Below are 16,646 nucleotides of genomic sequence, written 5' to 3' on the forward strand. Positions count from 1 at the left end.
CTTTGCGCCAAGACCGGACATTCCCTCAGAGCCAGCTTTTGACCCTGGCTGCGTGAAAACGAACTGTCTGCTATGATTCGCTTGGCGATTTGCCGGGGGCAATCATGAAGCGCTTCGTTGAGGGTGCCGATCGCGGACAATCGACGTTGTTGCCGGAATATCCTTATGCTTCGAAACTACAATCTGATTTCGGCGCCTCGCGCTCGCGTTTCATCTGGAATAAAGGTTGCGACCAGTGAGCTGCCGATGTCTTGACGGTCCGGACGCGGGCGATGAAATCGCCAGCAATCGACATGGGGCGCTCAACGAGCAAAGTTAGCTCAGCAATCAGATCACTGCTGCAAAATTCAGGAGCGCGGTTCCTCATCCGATCCTTAATTATCGCTCCTATACCGGCCTCACAGATCTGAACATTGATCATGCTGGAAGCGCTCGCCTCCAACCATGGAGTTGAGTCAGTCAGAAACGAGACCGCACTCACTATTACCAAGGCTACACTTCGCCCACCGGTGTACAGCGCCATGTTGCGGGCTTCGTTTGCAGTATTGAAGGCCGCCGCGACAGAAAATCCGAGACTTATGACTGCGCTCACAGCCGTGATAAGCGCGCAGAAGAGGAACCGAATGTTCATTGAGGATACCTATCGTGTCGTGCTGACGCGCTTTCTTGGGATGCTGCTCACTCTAGCAATCCCCGCAAGAGCAGACAAAGGCCGGACGAGGATCTTAAGCTTCGTGCAGGATTGACCGCAGGCGCCACGCCAAGTCCGCCAGGCGGTAAGGTTTGTCGATGATCGGAAACTCGTCTGCCGCTCCATGTCGCTCCAACACGTCTCCCGCGTAGCCCGAGGTGAGCAGGACCTTGATGCCTTTGCTCAGCCGCCTCGCTTCGCGGGCAAGCTCAACACCGCTCATTCCGTTTGGCATCACTACATCGCTAAACAAGAGATCAAATTCTTGGCCACTCTCGAACATCTGGATGGCCTCTGCACCATTCCGGGCGCAAAGAGCCCGATAGCCGAACGAAGTTAGCATTGCCGATGAGACTTTCAGGAGATCCTCATTGTCATCAACCACCAGGATTCGCTCCGAGCCTCCCGGTATGGCCTGCGGTTGGATGGCTTCCACCCCGCCATCGGGTTTTTGCGTGGCTTTAGGCAGGTACAGAGCGACCGTGGTCCCCGCGCCGGGCGCGCTTTCGACGGCAACATACCCCCCGGATTGTCGGACAAAGCCATAGACCATGCTTAGGCCGAGCCCGGTACCCTTGCCAACCTCCTTGGTTGTGAAGAAGGGCTCAAAAACCCGATCTCGTACTTCAGGAGGCATCCCGCAGCCAGTGTCCGTGACGGACACCTTGACATACGATCCGGGTAAGCACCCGGTCGCGGTTCCCTCATCTAGCACGACGTTCCGCGTCTCGATCACGAGTACGCCGCCATCCGGCATGGCATCGCGCCCATTCAGGGCTAGGTTAAGGAGAGCAGTCTCCAGCAGTGGCGGATCGACGTGGCACAGCCACAGTGGCCCATCGGTCAGCAGCTTGACCTCGCAAGCTCCTCCGACCGCTTGGCGGATGAGCCCCTGGAATTCAGAAATCAGCTCGTTTGCGTTGACCAGTTTTGGGCTCAGTCTCTGCCGCCGGGAAAAGGCGAGAAGCTGCGCCGTTAGCTTTGCTCCCCGATTAGCGGCACCCCGTGCGGCCGCAGCGAGCTGCCGGACCCTGCCATTATGTGCCGCCTCCTCGATGAGCTCGAGGTTTCCGGAGACCACCATAAGCAGGTTGTTGAAGTCGTGCGCGATGCCGCCGGTGAGCTGGCCGACGGACTCCATCTTCTGGCTCTGGTGAAGCTGCTCCTCGGTCAGCCGGCGCGCTTCCACTGCGTGCTTGTGCTCAGTGACATCTCGGAAGAAGATCGCGAGCCCTTCGCTGGAGGGGAACGCGTTGATCGCGTACCAGATACCGCGGCGAGTACAGCACGTTTCGAACGAGACCGGGCGCTGCTCCGACATAGCCTCGCGAAGTTGGCGGAAAATTTCCGTGTCGGCAGTCTCCGGAAAGGCCTCCAACAGTTTCGCGCCGATCAGATCGCGCCCTCCGGCGACCTGCGCCCAGGCCCGCCCGTTGAGGTAGCTGATGCACCAGTCTCGATCGACGATAAGCACGCTGTCGGTCGTACTCTCAAAGATTGTCGTGATCCGAGCCGCGGCTTCCTCGGCCTTCTCCTTCGCCTCGAACAATTCGCGCTCGCGATGCTCCAGTGCATCGGCCATGGTGTTGAACGCACCGGCGACCCCAGCGATTTCCGATTTATCCTGGATGTCCACGCGCCGGCCAAATTCGCCGAGCTGCCATTGGTTCGCGGCGTCGACCAATTGACCCAGCGGGCGATGGATGAAGCGCCGGGCGCCCAACGATGTCAGGACCAATACCAGCGAGGCGCTCAGGGCGATCAGGAGGATGTCGCGTTGCGTGTGATTTTGGATCTCGGCGAAAGCCTGCGCCTTGTTGAGGCCGAAGCTGACAACAAGGGTCCCGGAATCAGCCCGCAAGGCTGAGTAGCCGTCGATCCGCTCCACGCCATCGATATCGAGGATATCGACTGCGCCGCCGTCGTCCATTTTCAGGTATTTGTCACCGGGCATCTTAGTGCCGACGAACCGATCGTTATGGGGGTAACGCGCGAGGTAAGTGCCGTTGCGGTCCGTAATGGCGAGCGCAGCTCCTTCCGGAACACCCTTCCGAGCGATGTAGTCAGCGAGCCAATCCAGGCTCAGACCCGCTACGATGACGCCGCCCATGCGGCCATTGTCGCCGTAGAACGGCAACACAAACTGGATGACGTTCCGGTTGGTTGACAGACCTTTCGAGAATTCTCCGACGGTGAATGCGCCGGTCTTCAGGACGCTGGCAAAGTAGGTACGCGCAGAGATGGTGATTGGTCTATGGTCGCTGTTCGTGTCGCAGAAGGACTGGCCATTCAAGTCGGCAACGAGAAAGGTAATGAACGCCGGAAATCGCCGCTGCATCGCTGCCAGGTAAGCATTGCACGCTTGGCTGTCCCTCGTTTTTATCGAGGGGAGTTCCGACATCGCAATCAGGACCTGACGAATTCCTTGTACGATCTGCTGCTGTTCTGCCGCGGCGAGCTTAGCCAGGCTGAGCGCCTGGTTCTGCACTTCGACTTGGCGCGCGCGGCGCAGGTCGAATTCATTGTATGCTTGGATTGCGATCGTGGGCAGTAGCGCGACAGCTACCAGCACGAATAGGCGTGATAAGAGGGGCACTTCAGCTGACCCCAATCATGTAACGTTCGCCCATCTGGGGGAGCGATGCTGAACTCTCCTCGATCGACGGCGAAGCGCTATAGGTGATACGCTCGACGATGGTCCTTGTCCCGGCCGTAATACGAGCGTCGGATGAGCGTGGTTCCGGACTGATCTGTCCCATTTCAATACTCTATGCCATCCGGAAGATACAGGCGCCATGTGGCGGCTCAGTGCCATCGGGAGAAAAACTTCGTTACGGTTGTAACGTGTCTCGGGCTCAAGACTGGCGGAAAGCTGATACCATGGCGTCGAAGGCAAACGCGGGTGCCTTGTCGTAGGCAGTGCCGCCGAATTTAGCGGCTTCGACGCCGACGTTGCGCAGCGGTGGAGCGATGCTCTCAAAGCGGCGCGGGCTGAATTTTTGAAATCTATAATTCAGTCCAACTACCGGCAAATCTCATGATCCAAGGACAGCCGAATGTTTGTTCAAGCTGCATTCGGTCGTCCAAACCCTTACGCTAGCAAACAGTCAGCAATCGAAACTAGGAGCGGAGGAATGCCCGGCGACACCGGCGCGGTGGGCCACATTCTTGTAGTCGATGACGACGCGATGGTGCGGCAGACGATCACCAATTATCTAGAGGAACACAATGTGCCGGCGGCTTCCGTGTCCAGCCGGCAGGACTTGAGTCGCCACCTCGAAAAGGCACATCCCGGCCTGATCCTGCTGGATCTGCGGCTCGGCCAAGAAGATGGGCTGGACGTCTTGAAACAGATCCGGTCTCATTCCGACGTCCCTATCATCATCATGACAGGCCACAGCCGTGAGGAGGTGGACCGCGTGGTGGGTCTCGAACTCGGTGCGGACGATTACTTGGCAAAGCCGTTCAGCCTCAGGGAATTGCTGGCGCGCGTCCGCGCCATTTTACGGCGGCACGAAATGGGCCGCGCAGCGCGAACCCGCAACCCGGAGAGGGGCGGGTACCGGTTTAACGGCTGGTCGCTTGAACGTCGCACCCGTCGCCTCGTCAATCCGGACGGCGCGGCGGTTTTGCTGACCAAAAGCGAATATGCCTTGTTGCTCGCGTTTCTCAAAGCGCCACAACGGCCGCTCACGCGGGAGATGCTTCTCCAAGCAACGCGAGTCCGCGAGGACATTTTCGACCGAAGCATCGATGTCCAAGTCTTGCGTCTGCGACGCAAGCTCGAGATCGACCCGAATGCGCCACGTGTAATCGAGACGGAGCGCGGCGTTGGCTATATCTTTACGGCCATAGTCAAGCCGTTTTGAACAGCGGAGCCCGATTGTCGGGCATTTCTTCAATCGCGCTTCGCGAGGCGAGAAAATTTCCCGCCGCGTCTTCGAACTGCTAGGGCTGTAATTCATCCGGCGCCCGTTCGTCGCCGGGCGCCGTCAAGCCATCAATGATGGATTGCCGCCGCCGCCGCTTGTCTTCCTGCTCTTCAATGAATGCCCGACTCGGGAAGTGGCCACGCATAAGAGCGGTGAGAGCTGGGTTTGCCCCGCATGCGTCTTCCGCTTCATGGCTTTTGCTGGATAGGGCCACGCTCATAAACTCGCCGCTCTCTTGATCAGAGAGTCCTAGCTCTTCGGCCAACTGGCCAGCCAGGTATTCGACTTCGCAAAACGCTTGCGAGAAGGTGATATGGTTCAAGCAAAAATATGCGAGGTCGGCAGCGGTCATTGTCTTTGCGGCCCATGCCGGTGGTTTGGCTTCTTCCGTCATGTGATCAACTCCTGGGGCGGGATGCCCGTCGCCGTCGGGGTTCGGCGCATTCGTCGCAGTGATGCAGCGACGCGCCGATATCGTCCCATTGCTGATCCTCAGTGCGTTCGGTTGCCGGGCTCGCCTCAGGCCGGCGCTGATATTCATCCTTGCCGCATACCTTGCGATACTGCCGGCGAGGGTTAGCCATAGGAATTCTCCGTTTTATTTTGCTGCCGGGACATCCGGAAGCCGCGCAAGAGGTCCACCTTGGGTCGAAGTAACCTAGGTTGGCAGACAGCCCAAATTGGGCCACCACTCGGTGCATATTGAGAGATATAGCACTGCGAAGCGACGGACACGAGCCCGAATCTATTTGATGGTTAAGGCGGCGGTGCCGCGAACTACGTAACGTCACAACGATGGACGCGACACGAGCTCGCGCTGCGCTATCCGCCCAAGCCTAGCCCTGGAAGCAGACGGACTTTAACTCTACCGCGCCGCACGCCTGGAACTTCCCCCATGCCTTTATTTTTTTTTGCAAAGCCGCTTTCAGAACAGGGGCTAGCGCGTAGGAGTTAGGACCTATTCGGCTTGTCCAAGAGGCCGTCAGTTGCGGGATGCGGCCATCGCTCATCTGGGCGACTTAGTGCCAGACCGACATTGCGATCGTTCTTCCTGCCACAGTCTTCACGAACCCGGCATAAGCGGCGAGAACCACCTAACTTTTTACTCAGACCATTTTCATTTTTTTTGAAATCTGATTCAAATTTCGAGCAAGTGTGCATGCGCTAGGGCATATGACCATTTGCGAAAGGTGCCGCCATTTCCGAACGACCCCATGTCTCGCCCAGCCGCGACGTAGATCCAATCTCGATAGTGCCAATCCTGAGCGATCGAAGTCGTGGTTATTAACGACGATCTCAGGAAAATGACCCGCAAGGAGAGACCTTCGCTTGTCACTCCCATGGTGCGGACTCCTCCTGGCTGGGTTTTAGTCTCGATGCCATCCAGGACGCGGACGAGCGCGTCTATATAGGTCTCATCTTCGCGCCCGCTGTTGCCGTACATACGCGGGGAGGCTTAGTCCTCTGTTCGCCAGGAGCTTCTGGAGCGCCGGCGCCCAGTCCGTATTGGGGCTCGGTCGTGGCTATTAACGACGATCTCAGGAAAATCGCGCGCATAAGTTGTCCGAAGCAATGAATGGGCGTCCCGAGATTCCGTAACATCCGATCAGCGAATCGCAACGCGAATTGTCTAGATGAGCAAGGCTCGTGCCAGCGTCAGGTTGTACGCGCCGTTTAACCATTGGTCCTAGGACTAGTGGGTGTCGACGAGCGATGCCCAGCAAAACCGGGAGCGAATTAACGGAGAATAAATTGCTACGCGTTCCCGGCTCGGACAACGATCCGAACAATCTCTCAACAGGTTCGCGATCTCGCATTCTCTAAGCGCATGAAACATTGGTCAGAACGCGCCACAACTCGGACAGGACCTCTTCCCTTATCGATGCCGACGAACCGCTGCTTTGCGCCACAACCGGACGCTCCCACAAGAATGCGATTGGCCCGACTCCGACTTGGGGCAATCACAGTCAATCAATAACTTCATTGGCACGGCCGAGTAGCGGTAGCGGTACGTAACATCCCGGTCTCTTCAGCCGTGAAAGTTGGCAGCCTGGTTTTTGTTTCAGGAACTCCAGGACTTAAAGATGAAAAGTTAGCTTCGGGCGATTTCAGTGCTCAGATGAAGCAGGCTATGGAGTCGCGACATCAAAGCGGAAGCTCATCATCGCGTTTCAAAGAACACGAGCAAGCGGTCCTTATGGACTCGACGAATTATACGCCGAAAGCCCAAGCGTTTTTGAATAAGACGAGCTTTCATCCTGACAGCTATTCAGTTGCTAGCAATCCGGCAGCTTCCATTGCCTGGGCGCGCTTGTCTTCGCCCAGCATCTGTTCACGAAAATTTTTAGCGGAGGACTTAAGCGCGTTGCTACCAATCGAATGCATCCGGTTTTGCAGTTCACCGTTCCCCAGCGCCTTTACTAGAGCCTGCTCGAGGGTGTCGACAATGGCATCCGGGACACCCGCCGGAGCATAGATCCCCAACGTCGTCATCACGTTCAAATTGACGCCGGCCTCTTCTAGCGTCGGCACGTCCGGCAGCAGCGGGTCGCGGTCGCGCGACATTACCGCCAGCGCGCGCATTTGACCGCCTTTCAGATACGACAGCGAACTCGTCATTTGATCCACCGCCGCGTCCACCTGACCGCCGAGCAGATCGGTCAGCGCCGGCGCGGAGCCCTGATACGGCACCAGGTTGAAACTGCGGTTAGCCGCCTTGGCGAATTGCAGCAGCGCAAGCTGGCTGGCTGAACCTGGCCCATCGTGGGCCACCAATATTGATCCTGGCTTGGCTTCGGCCGCGGAAAGGAAATCCTGGATCGTCTTGAATCGGCTGTCGCTCCGGACCACCAGCAGCGGAGTCGTGGTGGCGACCGTACCAACCGGCCTGAAGCTGTCCATTTTGTAGGACGTCGTCATCATGCGTGGCACGATCGTCAACGTATCGGGCACCGTGATCAGCAGGGTGTTTCCGTCGGGATCGGCTTTGGCGACATAGCTTGCCCCTATGGCCCCGCCGGCGCCGGGCTTGTTGAGAACAACAATCGGCTGTTTCAGGACCGTGCCAAGCGAGAGTCCGGCGATGCGCGCGGTCGAGTCAACATTGCCTCCGGGGCTGAAAGGCACCACCAGGGTTATGGCTCGCTGAGGAAACTCGGTGGCCGCAGAGCCGTCGACGCTCGCCAGAAATATCGATGCCACCGCGAACAGAACTCTGCGGTCAATGATCATGCTTCCTCCGGCCTTCAGCATTATCCGGCATGCCGCCGGCATGTATTCTATTCACGTGCAACAAAGCCGTCTTTCAGCGCAGCAAAATTCCGAATTTGTTCGCCGCACGCCGCCGGATGCAGCAGGCCCAGCATCTGATACGGCGATTGCAGATAGGTCACGCGAGCATCGGCGATCGAGTTGGTCAGAATGCTCGACTGCTCCTTGGTCGCGATATCGCCCCCATCGGGATACAGCGCCAGCACTGGCGCCGTAATCTTCGACAGAAGCGGACGGGCATCGACGGTGGCTGCGAAATTCACCATAGCGCAGACGACTTCGAGGTCCGCCTTGCCGACCTCTTTCGCGTACCACTCGAGAAATGCCGGGCCGATTTCCTTGGGAAAGCGCGCAAGCGTGTTCGATTTCCGGGTCCAGCCTTCGACCCCGAGGTCACGGATCGCTCCCTCCCAGGTCGGATAGCCTACCGCATAGGTCGAACGAATCCAGTCATTGGCGAAAATGGCCGGCGCAATGACCGAGAGCGTGCGCACCCGGTCAGGGTGGTGTCCGGAAAACGAGAGCGTGATCGCGCCGCCAATCGACTCGCCGACAAGGTGGAAGGTTTCCGCGTTAGCGTGGTCGGCTACCGCCAGCAGGTCATCGATATAGGCGTCGATCGTCACCGTCTTCGGATCCGGCAGCGGCGCCGATTTACCGAGTCCTCGCAGATCGACACAGACCACGCGGAAGAAACGGCTGAGATACGGCACCATGTTGAACCAGAACTCGCCCGAGCGCGCAAAGCCGTGCACCAGGATGATGGTAGAGGCTTGGCGCCACCGGTCGGTATGGTCGTGAACCGCATAATGCAACGGACTGCCGTCGCGGGCCTTAATAAGCGGCATGTTCTCTCCTGATCTTTGCGAAAACCGAAATGATTTCAGTTCAGCGTGGTCAATTTGAGGGCATCCGCCAAGGTGCCCATCGTTGCGTATTCGTCGCGGACATATTTGTCGATATTGGCGGTATCGACGGTCCAGGGTTGCTCGCCCCGCACCAATGCGATCTTCTGGAATTCCGGATCTTGCGCGGCCTTGCTGAACACCTCTTTCAACTTAGCCAGTCGATCGGCCGGCACCCCCGCCGGCGCAATCACCGCTCGCCACAGCAATGTCTGCGTGTCCGCCAGACCCACATCGCTGAGGCTGTCGACGTTTGGCAGCACCGAGTAACGCGATGCCGCGGTCACCAGCAGGCATTTGGCGGTTCCCTGCTGCACATAGGGCAGCACCGACATGATCGCGCCGCCATAAATGCTGATGGTGCCTGATAAAAACGCCGTCACGGTCTGATCGGCTCCCGAGAACGGAATCATCCGTGCCTTGACATGCGCGGCAGCGAAGACGCGCTCGGTGGCGAATTGGACGAAACCACCGATGCCGTCTGCCCCGTAAGTGTATTTATCAGGATTTCGGCGCAATTCGTCGAGCAGTTCGCGTCCGTTGTTGGCCGGAAAACCCTTGGAAACACAAAGCACCCCGGGAGCCTCGCTCACCATGGCGACGATCGTGTAATCGCCCGGCTTATAGTCGGGCATGTTGACATGCGGCGCCATCGTCAAAGGACCGCTCCATGTGCCGCCAATTGTATAGCCATCGGGCTTCGCCTGCTTAACTTGCGCTACGCCGATCATTCCGCTGGCACCGGGACGGTTAATGATGACGATGGGTTGCCCCAGTAGCGGCGCGGCGTATTGCACCAGTGCGCGCATTAAGGTGTCGGTGCTGCCTCCGGCACCGACCGAAACGATCATTTGTACCGGGCGCTCGGGAAATTCCTCTGCTTTTACGTAACTAGCGTAGGCGCTGAACGCCAGCGTGAGCACTATGGCAGAGGCGAAGCTCGGCATCCATCGACGCGATGCCGCCGAAGTCGGCCAGGAAATTTTTGCAATATCTCGGCTCATGATCTCATCACCTTGTCGTTGACGCCGTCACTCGATGCTCGAAACCCATATAGCCTTTGCGGGTTGTCAACCAGAATGCGGTTTCGCAACGTCTCGTCGGGAACCCACATCGCCAGCGTATCGAGCAGATCGCCGACATTGATGATCGAACTCCAATGAGCGACGTGCGGCCAATCGGAGCCCCAGACGCAGCGACCGGGGGCCGCTTCGGCCAACGCGCGCGCCAGCGGGATCGTTTCGCTGTAAGGGGGCGCTTCGGCCAAGCGATAGGCGCCGGACAGTTTGACCCAACCGCCGTCGCGAACCAATCCGATCAGCGTCTGGAAACCGGGCGTCTGGCCGCCGAGGGTTGCGGGAAAATGTCCCATATGGTCGATGATGAACGGTACCTTCAGCCGCGACAGCCGCGGCGCCAGGTCCGGCAATTCGCGCACATCGAGCAGAAACTGCAGATGCCAGTTCATGTCGCGCGCCAGCGCTTCGAATTCGTCGAGGTCCTGATAGCCGATACCACCGCCATAGAGTACGTTGAGGCGCAATCCAACGACTCCACTCGACGCGGCCTTGTCGTAGTCCGAGGCAGGAAGACCGAGCGGCAGCACGCTGATGCCGCGCAGACGCTGCTGGTTAGCGCGCAACGTCTCACGCATCAGGCGATCGTCCGTTCCATGTACGCTGACCTGGATCAGCACGCCATAGGTCATCCCGATGGCATCGAGCATTTCGAGATATTTTGCCGGCTTCGCCTCAGGCGGCGTGTATGAGCGCGCCGCGACGAACGGATAGTAGGGCGGCAGGCCGATCACATGCGCGTGGGTATCGACCGCACCGGTCGGTACCTCGAAGGAGGTGGGTGCACGCGGCTGCGGATCAGGCCCTGGGCATGCCGGTGCGCTGTCCTGATCTTGGTGAGGATGAGCACTGCTCATGAAGCGTTCCCTGCAACGTAGTTTTTTATTGTTGGCGGCGGCAGGTTGATCTGTTTGCCGCGAATTCAGACTGATCCGGCGACCGCAACGCCGCCGGAAAAGCGATCAGATGGGCCGGAACCCCAACGCCTCGCGGAAACGGTTCTTGACGAAGACGCCATCGCGCGGCGGCAGAGCCTTTATCGTTTCGACGGCACTCACCCGCACCTGCGCAAAGGTGCTGCCGGCCCGCGCGTTGACGCGCTCGGCAAGCTTCGGAATACCGGCCATCTCGGTCACCTCAGTCACGTCGTCAAAATTGCAACCCCGCGCGATGTCTGTCAGCCGGGTGCCGAGACCAGAATGGCTGCGTTGCATCCCCGTCTCACCGAAATGCCCATTGTCGATCACGACCAGCGACAGGTTAGCCAGGCGCTGAACACCAATGGTCGCCATGGCGCCGAGGCCCATCAGTTGTTCGCCATCCCCGGTGATCACCAAAACGGACTTTTGCGGTTGGGCAATCGCCAACCCCAGCCCCAGGGCCGCGGCTCCGCCCATCGCGCCCCAGAGATAAAAATTGCGCGCGTCGTCGCCCGCGGCGAACACGTCGTATGAGGTCGAGCCCAGTCCGGTGACGATCAGCGCCTCGCGGCACTCCGCAACCAGTTTGGAGACGAAGAGGCGCCGATCGATGGTTCCTTGTTGTGCGACCTCCATCACTTTGCCTCCCAGTTCTTGCGTCCGATTAGCCCCTGCGAAAGCAGCACGGCCACGGGTTGCTCACTGCCGAAAGCCAGATCGAAGCCGGCTTGCACGGTGTCGCGTACTTCCTGAGTCCGTTCAGCGCGCAACACCGTAATTCCCATCAGTTCCAGCGAGGCCGCCGTCGCCTTGCCCATCGGAACCTGCCACGGATTGAACTCGGCCCATTCGCCGCGCATGGTCACGATGGTGAGGAACGGAAAGCGGCAATTTTGCACCAGAGAAAGCATGTTAATGCAGTTGCCGACGCCGCTGCTCTGCATCAAAAGAACCGCGCGTTCGCCGCCAAGCCAAGCTCCACACACCGACGCCACACCTTCTTCTTCGGTTGTCAGCACTACCGCGCGCATCTCGGGGTCGGCGATCGCGCTGCGGATCACATGAGAGTGCCCGGCGTCCGGCACGTAAGCGATCTGCTTCACCTGCCCCGCCCTGAGGATTGAATAAATTTCCTCCTGCCACGCCAGAGGTTTAACTTCGCCACGCATCGCCACAATCCCTAGCTTTACCTGTCATCATCTTAATCTGTGATGGCTGAGCTTCCATAATAGCAATTTCTGATCTAACTATCTCCTTTGGGCATGGCTGCGCGCGCCCATGCGGAGAGCCGATGGATTTCAAGCAATTGCGGGCGTTCTTGACGATCGCGGAGACCGGGAGCGTCACGCGGGCGTCCGAGGTGCTGCACATCGTGCAGCCAGCAGTTTCGCGTCAACTGCGTCTGCTGGAGGAAGACCTCGGCACGCGGCTGTTTCATCGCGGCCGCCACGGCATGGAACCGACCGAAGCTGGCTCCATTCTGATCGACCGCGCGCGACGCGTGCTTCGCGAACTCGATCAGGCTCGCGACGAAATTCGACCAAAACCGGGTGCATTGACCGGACTTGTTTCAGTGGGGCTGTTACCGAGCACCAGCGATCTGTTGGCGGCGCCCTTGGTTTGCCGTTTGAAGGAGTTGCACCCGTATCTTCAGGTCAACGTAACCGTGGGTTACGCCGGGCATTTGCGGCAATGGCTGGATAACGGCGAAGCCGATGTTGCACTGCTATACGATATCAGGCCTTCCACTGCGCTTGCAGTCCAAATGCTATTGGAGGAAAGGCTCTATTTGGTTGGTCCCAGCCAGGCCGGCTTGCGGGCCGACATACCGATTTCGCTTCAAGAGGTCGTCAACCATCGCCTCATTTTACCCACGCCCCCTCATGGGCTGCGCGTCCTCTTTGAGCATGCCTGTGCGATGGCCGGAATGAAATTCGTCGTGTCGGCGCAGACCAATGCGATGAGCGTGCAGAAGGATCTGGTGATTCAAGGCCAAGGATTTACCCTGCTGCCGAGCGCCGCGATTTATCTGGATTTGGCGCAAGGCAGGTTGAGCGCTTCCCCAATCGCCGATTCCGTTCTTTGCCGGAAGATCGTACTGGCCAGACGCGCCGGCCGCCATACCTCCGCGCAGATCCACGCGTTGAGCGAGGCGCTGTTCACGCTGATTAGAACGACCGTGGCAGAGGGCCTGTGGCCTGATGCAGATTGGCTGGCCGATAAGCAATATTTGTCGCCAGCATGAGGGATCGCCACCGGAACGCCATCGAACAGAGCAGCTATCGGCTGTCCCAGAGCCGGATCATCATTCCGCGGGGCCGCAGCATCTCGGTCGTCGCCCGATGTCCCACGACCAACACTCTGTGGACGAATGCGAAAAGCATCCGCCCTCGATTGCCTGCGAGTAATCGAACGCGACCCAGAGGCTCCCTGGGCGCTCGTGATAGCCACCTTCAAGACCATCGATGTGCGCCGCCCAATTCCCCGCCCGACCAATGACCAGGGCCTTGAGTCGAAGCCGGGCGACTCATGGCTCCGCCCTATCTGGGACCCTGCAGGCGTCGATGCGTTGTTTCAGCCACGTGGCGCATGAACGGCCGCTTCGCGCCAAAACCGGGCCTTCCGCCGTCGGCGCTTTTGACCCCTTGCGGCTATTCCGAAGATGTAGAGTTCGATCCCTGCGGTCCGCGCCAGCTTCCCTCGCAGAAGCAGCGGAACTCGAGAGGGCAGAACTCGTTCAGAATAGACCTGGCTCACCAGCGGAGGTTCGCCATGCCAGTCACCGAAATGAAGGATCACGTTTATAAGATCCTAGAACTCGTAGGATCTTCCGAAAAAAGTATCGAGGATGCCATTCAAAATGCCATCACCCGCGCATCAAAGACCATTCGCGAAATGAAATGGTTCGAAGTCGTGCAAACGAGAGGCCATATCGAAAAAGACTCTGTCCGACATTATCAGGTCACTTTGCGAGTTGGATTCACACTAGAGGAGTAGCTTTAGCGGGGAAAGCACAAGTGGATCTCAGATCGTTAAACCGGCGCCGGCGCGATTGTCCCTGTCGTTCTCGCATTCGGTTCCGGCGCGGTGAAGGAGCGTGCCCGCTTCGCGCTTGCCGGTGCGGCGGCCGCCAGGATTGCGCTGTTTGGCGCCTGCCATTATCCTCCGGCCCGACACACGCTGGCCCGCATCCAATAGGATCATGGCTCGCAGAGCCGACTTTTCCCTCTGTGCTGACGAGGGCTACGAAAGATCGGGCGCGATCGCAGGAAATCGTAGGCAGGCGAGCAAGATCGTCGAACTTGGTAGCGGGGGAGCGCTACAACGCGATACCCACTATCGCAGAGGCCCTGTTTTCGTATCGCCGGGCGCCGGTCACCCGTGCGTGAAGTCGCCGGGTTTCAATCCGAGTGCTTTGACAGCAACTTCCGGAAGCGGTCCGTACGCCTCAACTCTTTCATTCGGCGCCATCATGGCCGCAATGATTGCCACGGCCTTGGCCGAATCTCCTTCGGCCACGAAAAAGACCGAGCGAACCGGTGGGCCGCCACCTAACGGCTCAGTTGTGACCAGGACAACCTGACCATTTGCCATGCTCTCGCATACCGCAGTCGCTGCCTCGTTTCCACGATCGTTTGGATCTATCCCCGCAAACCTGCAGTGCAGCAACAACTGGGCACACATCAAGGCGGACCCGCCGTGGTCTTGCATCGACTCGGCACAAACACCAACTGAATTGCTATAGAAGGTACAATCGCTCCGGAGTGAGCGCGTGGCCAGCCGAAGGGTAAACCAAGATCTCCCCGTGATCGCGCGCTTTGAGGTGCGCCATCGCAACTACCTCGCGCCAGACGGCTCGATAGCTCGGCCGCTCCCCGCCTTCGCCTCCGATGCAAACCTGCTCATCGCACTCTACCGGGCCATGGTGCTGCTGCGCCTCTTTGACAAGAAGGCTGTTGCATTGCAGCGCACCGGCCGGCTTGGGACTTATGCCGTTTCGCTCGGCCAGGAGGCGGTATCGGTTGGGATAGCCAGTGCGATGCGGGAAGAAGACGTGCTGTTGCCCTCCTATCGCGACAATGGCGCGCTGCTTTGGCGCGGCGTCAAGCTTGAAGAGATCCTGCTGTTTTGGGGCGGGGACGAACGGGGCAATTGTTTCTCCGGACCGCTTCACGATTTTCCATTCTGCGTTCCCGTGGGATCTCAGGCGCCTCATGCCGCCGGCGTCGCCTATGCGTTTAAGCTGCGCAAGGAGCCGCATGTCGCCGTGTGCCTGTTCGGCGATGGCGCCACCTCGAAAGGCGACGTCTACGAAGCGATGAATTTTGCCGGCGTGCACAAATTGCCCGTCGTGTTCGTCGCCACCAACAATCAATGGGCCATATCGGTGCCGTTGCGACTGCAGACCGGTTCCGAAACGCTGGCGCAGAAAGCTATCGCTGCAGGATTCACCGGCGAGCAGGTCGATGGCAGCGACGCGGTGGCGATGCGCGCCGCTGCCGAAGAGGCTATTGCCGCAGCCCGTGACGGCAAAGGCCCCCGTTTCATCGAGGCGGTCACTTACCGCCTCGGCGACCATACAACCTCCGATGACGCATCACGCTATCGTTCGGCTGACGAAGTCCAGGCTCATTGGAAGGAAGAGCCGATTGCCCGCTTGAGGGCTTATCTTGTGGGTCAAAAAATGTGGGGCAAAGCAGACGAAGAGCGGCTCGCCACCGAGTGCCATGAGCGCGTCGAGGCGGCGGTCGAGCGCTATCTGGCAACGGCACCGCGCCGTCCGGAAGCCATGTTCGATCACCTCTACGCCGATCTGCCCGAGGTCTATGCCGCACAGCGCCGTGAACTCGCGGGAGAGCGCGATGCCTGAGGTAACGCTGGTGGAAGCCGTCAATCTGGCGCTCGGACGCGCGATGGAGGACGATCCCGATGTGGTCGTGCTTGGCGAAGACGTTGGCGTCAACGGAGGCGTCTTCCGCGCGACCGCGGGCCTGCAGAAGCGCTTTGGAGCCGAGCGCGTCCTCGATACGCCGCTTGCTGAACTCCTGATCAGCGGGCTCTGCGTGGGCATGGCGGCGCAGGGGCTGAAGCCCGTCGGCGAGATCCAGTTTATGGGGTTTATTTATCCCTGCCTGGATCAACTGGTGAACCACGCATCCCGAATGCGTAACCGCACCCAGGGACGGCTCACCTGTCCGATGGTTCTGCGTACGCCGCATGGGGCTGGAATTCGAGCGCCCGAGCATCATTCCGAAAGCACCGAGGCGATGCTCACCCATATTCCTGGCTTGCGCGTTGTCATCCCTTCTTCGGCGGAACGTGCCTATGGACTTCTCCTCGCCGCGGTCCGCGATCCCGATCCGGTGGTGTTTCTGGAACCAACGCGCTTATACCGCGCGGCAAAAGGCAAGGTGCAGGACGATGGCGAAGCCTTGCCGCTAGATCGTGCCTTTGTCCTGCGGGAAGGTCGCGACATCACGCTGATCGGTTGGGGCGCGGTGTTGAAAGAGACCGTGGCCGCGGCCGATGCGCTCTCCGCCGAAGGCATCGCTGCCGAGGTCATCGATCTTGCCACGCTCAAGCCCTATGATGAAAGCACCGTGCTCGGTTCGATCGCGAAGACCGGACGTTGCCTCATCGTGCACGAGGCGGCACACACCGGCGGATTCGGAGCCGAGATCGCAGCCTTTATCGCCGAACGTGGTCTGTCCTCGCTGCTTGCGCCGGTAACCCGCGTCACCGGCTATGACGCCGTGATCCCGATGGCACGCCTCGAGCAATACTATATGCCTTCGGTCGAACGCATCGTCACCGGGGCGCGCAGGGTGTGTCAGTTCAGCTGAATCCCAACG

The 16,646-nt window shown here is 59.2% G+C and carries 16 protein-coding genes; 5 read left to right on the forward strand and 11 right to left on the reverse strand.

What is annotated here, in order from left to right; genetic code table 11:
* Nucleotides 1–163: 163 nt before the first annotated feature.
* Both B5527_RS44855 and B5527_RS36620 read right to left on the reverse strand, forming a co-directional pair.
* Nucleotides 164–631 (reverse strand): hypothetical protein, encoded by a 468-nt coding sequence (locus B5527_RS44855; RefSeq protein ID WP_154072710.1) that lies wholly within the window; start codon nt 629–631, stop codon nt 164–166.
* Nucleotides 632–725: 94 nt separating this feature from the next.
* Nucleotides 726–3,263, reverse strand: a complete 2,538-nt coding sequence (locus B5527_RS36620; RefSeq protein WP_245332393.1) for an ATP-binding protein — start codon at nt 3,261–3,263, stop codon at nt 726–728.
* Nucleotides 3,264–3,825: 562 nt separating this feature from the next.
* Between B5527_RS36620 and B5527_RS36625 the strand changes: the two genes are divergently transcribed.
* Complete coding sequence (locus B5527_RS36625) at nt 3,826–4,560, forward strand: response regulator (protein ID WP_079605828.1); 735 nt, start codon at nt 3,826–3,828, stop codon at nt 4,558–4,560.
* A 79-nt stretch (nt 4,561–4,639) separates the two neighbouring features.
* Here B5527_RS36625 and B5527_RS36630 read toward each other — a convergent pair whose 3' ends face one another.
* The 7 genes from B5527_RS36630 to B5527_RS36665 form a co-directional block, all read right to left on the reverse strand.
* Nucleotides 4,640–5,017 (reverse strand): hypothetical protein, encoded by a 378-nt coding sequence (locus B5527_RS36630; protein ID WP_154072711.1) that lies wholly within the window; start codon nt 5,015–5,017, stop codon nt 4,640–4,642.
* A 1,871-nt stretch (nt 5,018–6,888) separates the two neighbouring features.
* Nucleotides 6,889–7,854, reverse strand: coding sequence for a Bug family tripartite tricarboxylate transporter substrate binding protein (locus B5527_RS36640; RefSeq protein ID WP_172842772.1), 966 nt, complete (start codon nt 7,852–7,854; stop codon nt 6,889–6,891).
* A 47-nt stretch (nt 7,855–7,901) separates the two neighbouring features.
* Entirely contained in the window at nt 7,902–8,741 is an 840-nt protein-coding gene (locus B5527_RS36645) for an alpha/beta fold hydrolase (RefSeq protein ID WP_079605832.1), read from the reverse strand.
* 35 nt (nt 8,742–8,776) lie between these two features.
* Nucleotides 8,777–9,745 (reverse strand): Bug family tripartite tricarboxylate transporter substrate binding protein, encoded by a 969-nt coding sequence (locus B5527_RS36650; RefSeq protein WP_172842773.1) that lies wholly within the window; start codon nt 9,743–9,745, stop codon nt 8,777–8,779.
* Nucleotides 9,746–9,798: 53 nt separating this feature from the next.
* The gene (locus tag B5527_RS36655; protein WP_079605834.1) at nt 9,799–10,731 is read right to left on the reverse strand and encodes an amidohydrolase family protein; all 933 of its coding nucleotides are present in this window, start codon (nt 10,729–10,731) and stop codon (nt 9,799–9,801) included.
* Between the two features lie 105 nt (nt 10,732–10,836).
* Nucleotides 10,837–11,430 carry a thiamine pyrophosphate-dependent enzyme gene (locus B5527_RS36660; RefSeq protein ID WP_079605835.1) on the reverse strand — a complete coding sequence of 198 codons (594 nt, stop codon included), beginning with the start codon at nt 11,428–11,430 and terminating at the stop codon, nt 10,837–10,839.
* Nucleotides 11,430–11,963: a phosphonopyruvate decarboxylase gene (locus tag B5527_RS36665; RefSeq protein ID WP_079605836.1), complete on the reverse strand. Its 534-nt coding sequence runs from the start codon at nt 11,961–11,963 to the stop codon at nt 11,430–11,432. Before B5527_RS36665 ends, B5527_RS36660 begins: the two co-directional genes overlap by 1 nt.
* 122 nt (nt 11,964–12,085) lie before the next feature.
* Here B5527_RS36665 and B5527_RS36670 point away from each other — a divergent pair, with 122 nt between their 5' ends.
* Entirely contained in the window at nt 12,086–13,039 is a 954-nt protein-coding gene (locus B5527_RS36670) for a LysR family transcriptional regulator (RefSeq protein WP_079605837.1), read from the forward strand.
* 527 nt (nt 13,040–13,566) lie between these two features.
* A complete protein-coding gene (locus tag B5527_RS36675) occupies nt 13,567–13,791 on the forward strand; it encodes a dodecin (protein WP_079607791.1) in 225 nt (74 codons plus the stop codon).
* A gap of 27 nt (nt 13,792–13,818) precedes the next feature.
* Here B5527_RS36675 and B5527_RS47240 read toward each other — a convergent pair whose 3' ends face one another.
* Nucleotides 13,819–13,953 carry a hypothetical protein gene (locus B5527_RS47240; protein ID WP_276329295.1) on the reverse strand — a complete coding sequence of 45 codons (135 nt, stop codon included), beginning with the start codon at nt 13,951–13,953 and terminating at the stop codon, nt 13,819–13,821.
* A gap of 216 nt (nt 13,954–14,169) precedes the next feature.
* A complete protein-coding gene (locus B5527_RS36680) occupies nt 14,170–14,388 on the reverse strand; it encodes a hypothetical protein (protein ID WP_079607792.1) in 219 nt (72 codons plus the stop codon).
* A gap of 211 nt (nt 14,389–14,599) precedes the next feature.
* Here B5527_RS36680 and pdhA point away from each other — a divergent pair, with 211 nt between their 5' ends.
* Nucleotides 14,600–15,664 (forward strand): pyruvate dehydrogenase (acetyl-transferring) E1 component subunit alpha, encoded by a 1,065-nt coding sequence (gene pdhA / locus B5527_RS36685; protein ID WP_245332394.1) that lies wholly within the window; start codon nt 14,600–14,602, stop codon nt 15,662–15,664.
* Nucleotides 15,657–16,637, forward strand: a complete 981-nt coding sequence (locus tag B5527_RS36690) for an alpha-ketoacid dehydrogenase subunit beta (RefSeq protein ID WP_079607793.1) — start codon at nt 15,657–15,659, stop codon at nt 16,635–16,637. The genes pdhA and B5527_RS36690 overlap by 8 nt, the downstream gene beginning before the upstream one ends.
* The last annotated feature ends 9 nt before the right edge of the window (nt 16,638–16,646 follow it).

It is taken from the genome of Bradyrhizobium erythrophlei, from assembly GCF_900129425.1.
Classification (GTDB): Bacteria; Pseudomonadota; Alphaproteobacteria; order Rhizobiales; family Xanthobacteraceae; genus Bradyrhizobium; species Bradyrhizobium erythrophlei_C.

What these genes read in the sequence shown, in the direction of transcription:
- B5527_RS47240 (WP_276329295.1), bottom strand. Translation starts at nt 13,953, where the DNA reads ATGGCAGGCGCCAAACAGCGCAATCCTGGCGGCCGCCGCACCGGCAAG.
- B5527_RS36655 (WP_079605834.1), bottom strand. Translation starts at nt 10,731, where the DNA reads ATGAGCAGTGCTCATCCTCACCAAGATCAGGACAGCGCACCGGCATGC.
- B5527_RS36630 (WP_154072711.1), bottom strand. Translation starts at nt 5,017, where the DNA reads ATGACGGAAGAAGCCAAACCACCGGCATGGGCCGCAAAGACAATGACC.
- B5527_RS36640 (WP_172842772.1), bottom strand. Translation starts at nt 7,854, where the DNA reads ATGATCATTGACCGCAGAGTTCTGTTCGCGGTGGCATCGATATTTCTG.
- B5527_RS36645 (WP_079605832.1), bottom strand. Translation starts at nt 8,741, where the DNA reads ATGCCGCTTATTAAGGCCCGCGACGGCAGTCCGTTGCATTATGCGGTT.
- B5527_RS36675 (WP_079607791.1), top strand. Translation starts at nt 13,567, where the DNA reads ATGCCAGTCACCGAAATGAAGGATCACGTTTATAAGATCCTAGAACTC.
- B5527_RS36660 (WP_079605835.1), bottom strand. Translation starts at nt 11,430, where the DNA reads ATGGAGGTCGCACAACAAGGAACCATCGATCGGCGCCTCTTCGTCTCC.
- B5527_RS44855 (WP_154072710.1), bottom strand. Translation starts at nt 631, where the DNA reads ATGAACATTCGGTTCCTCTTCTGCGCGCTTATCACGGCTGTGAGCGCA.
- B5527_RS36670 (WP_079605837.1), top strand. Translation starts at nt 12,086, where the DNA reads ATGGATTTCAAGCAATTGCGGGCGTTCTTGACGATCGCGGAGACCGGG.
- B5527_RS36650 (WP_172842773.1), bottom strand. Translation starts at nt 9,745, where the DNA reads ATGCCGAGCTTCGCCTCTGCCATAGTGCTCACGCTGGCGTTCAGCGCC.
- B5527_RS36625 (WP_079605828.1), top strand. Translation starts at nt 3,826, where the DNA reads ATGCCCGGCGACACCGGCGCGGTGGGCCACATTCTTGTAGTCGATGAC.
- B5527_RS36690 (WP_079607793.1), top strand. Translation starts at nt 15,657, where the DNA reads ATGCCTGAGGTAACGCTGGTGGAAGCCGTCAATCTGGCGCTCGGACGC.
- B5527_RS36680 (WP_079607792.1), bottom strand. Translation starts at nt 14,388, where the DNA reads ATGGCAAATGGTCAGGTTGTCCTGGTCACAACTGAGCCGTTAGGTGGC.
- B5527_RS36665 (WP_079605836.1), bottom strand. Translation starts at nt 11,963, where the DNA reads ATGCGTGGCGAAGTTAAACCTCTGGCGTGGCAGGAGGAAATTTATTCA.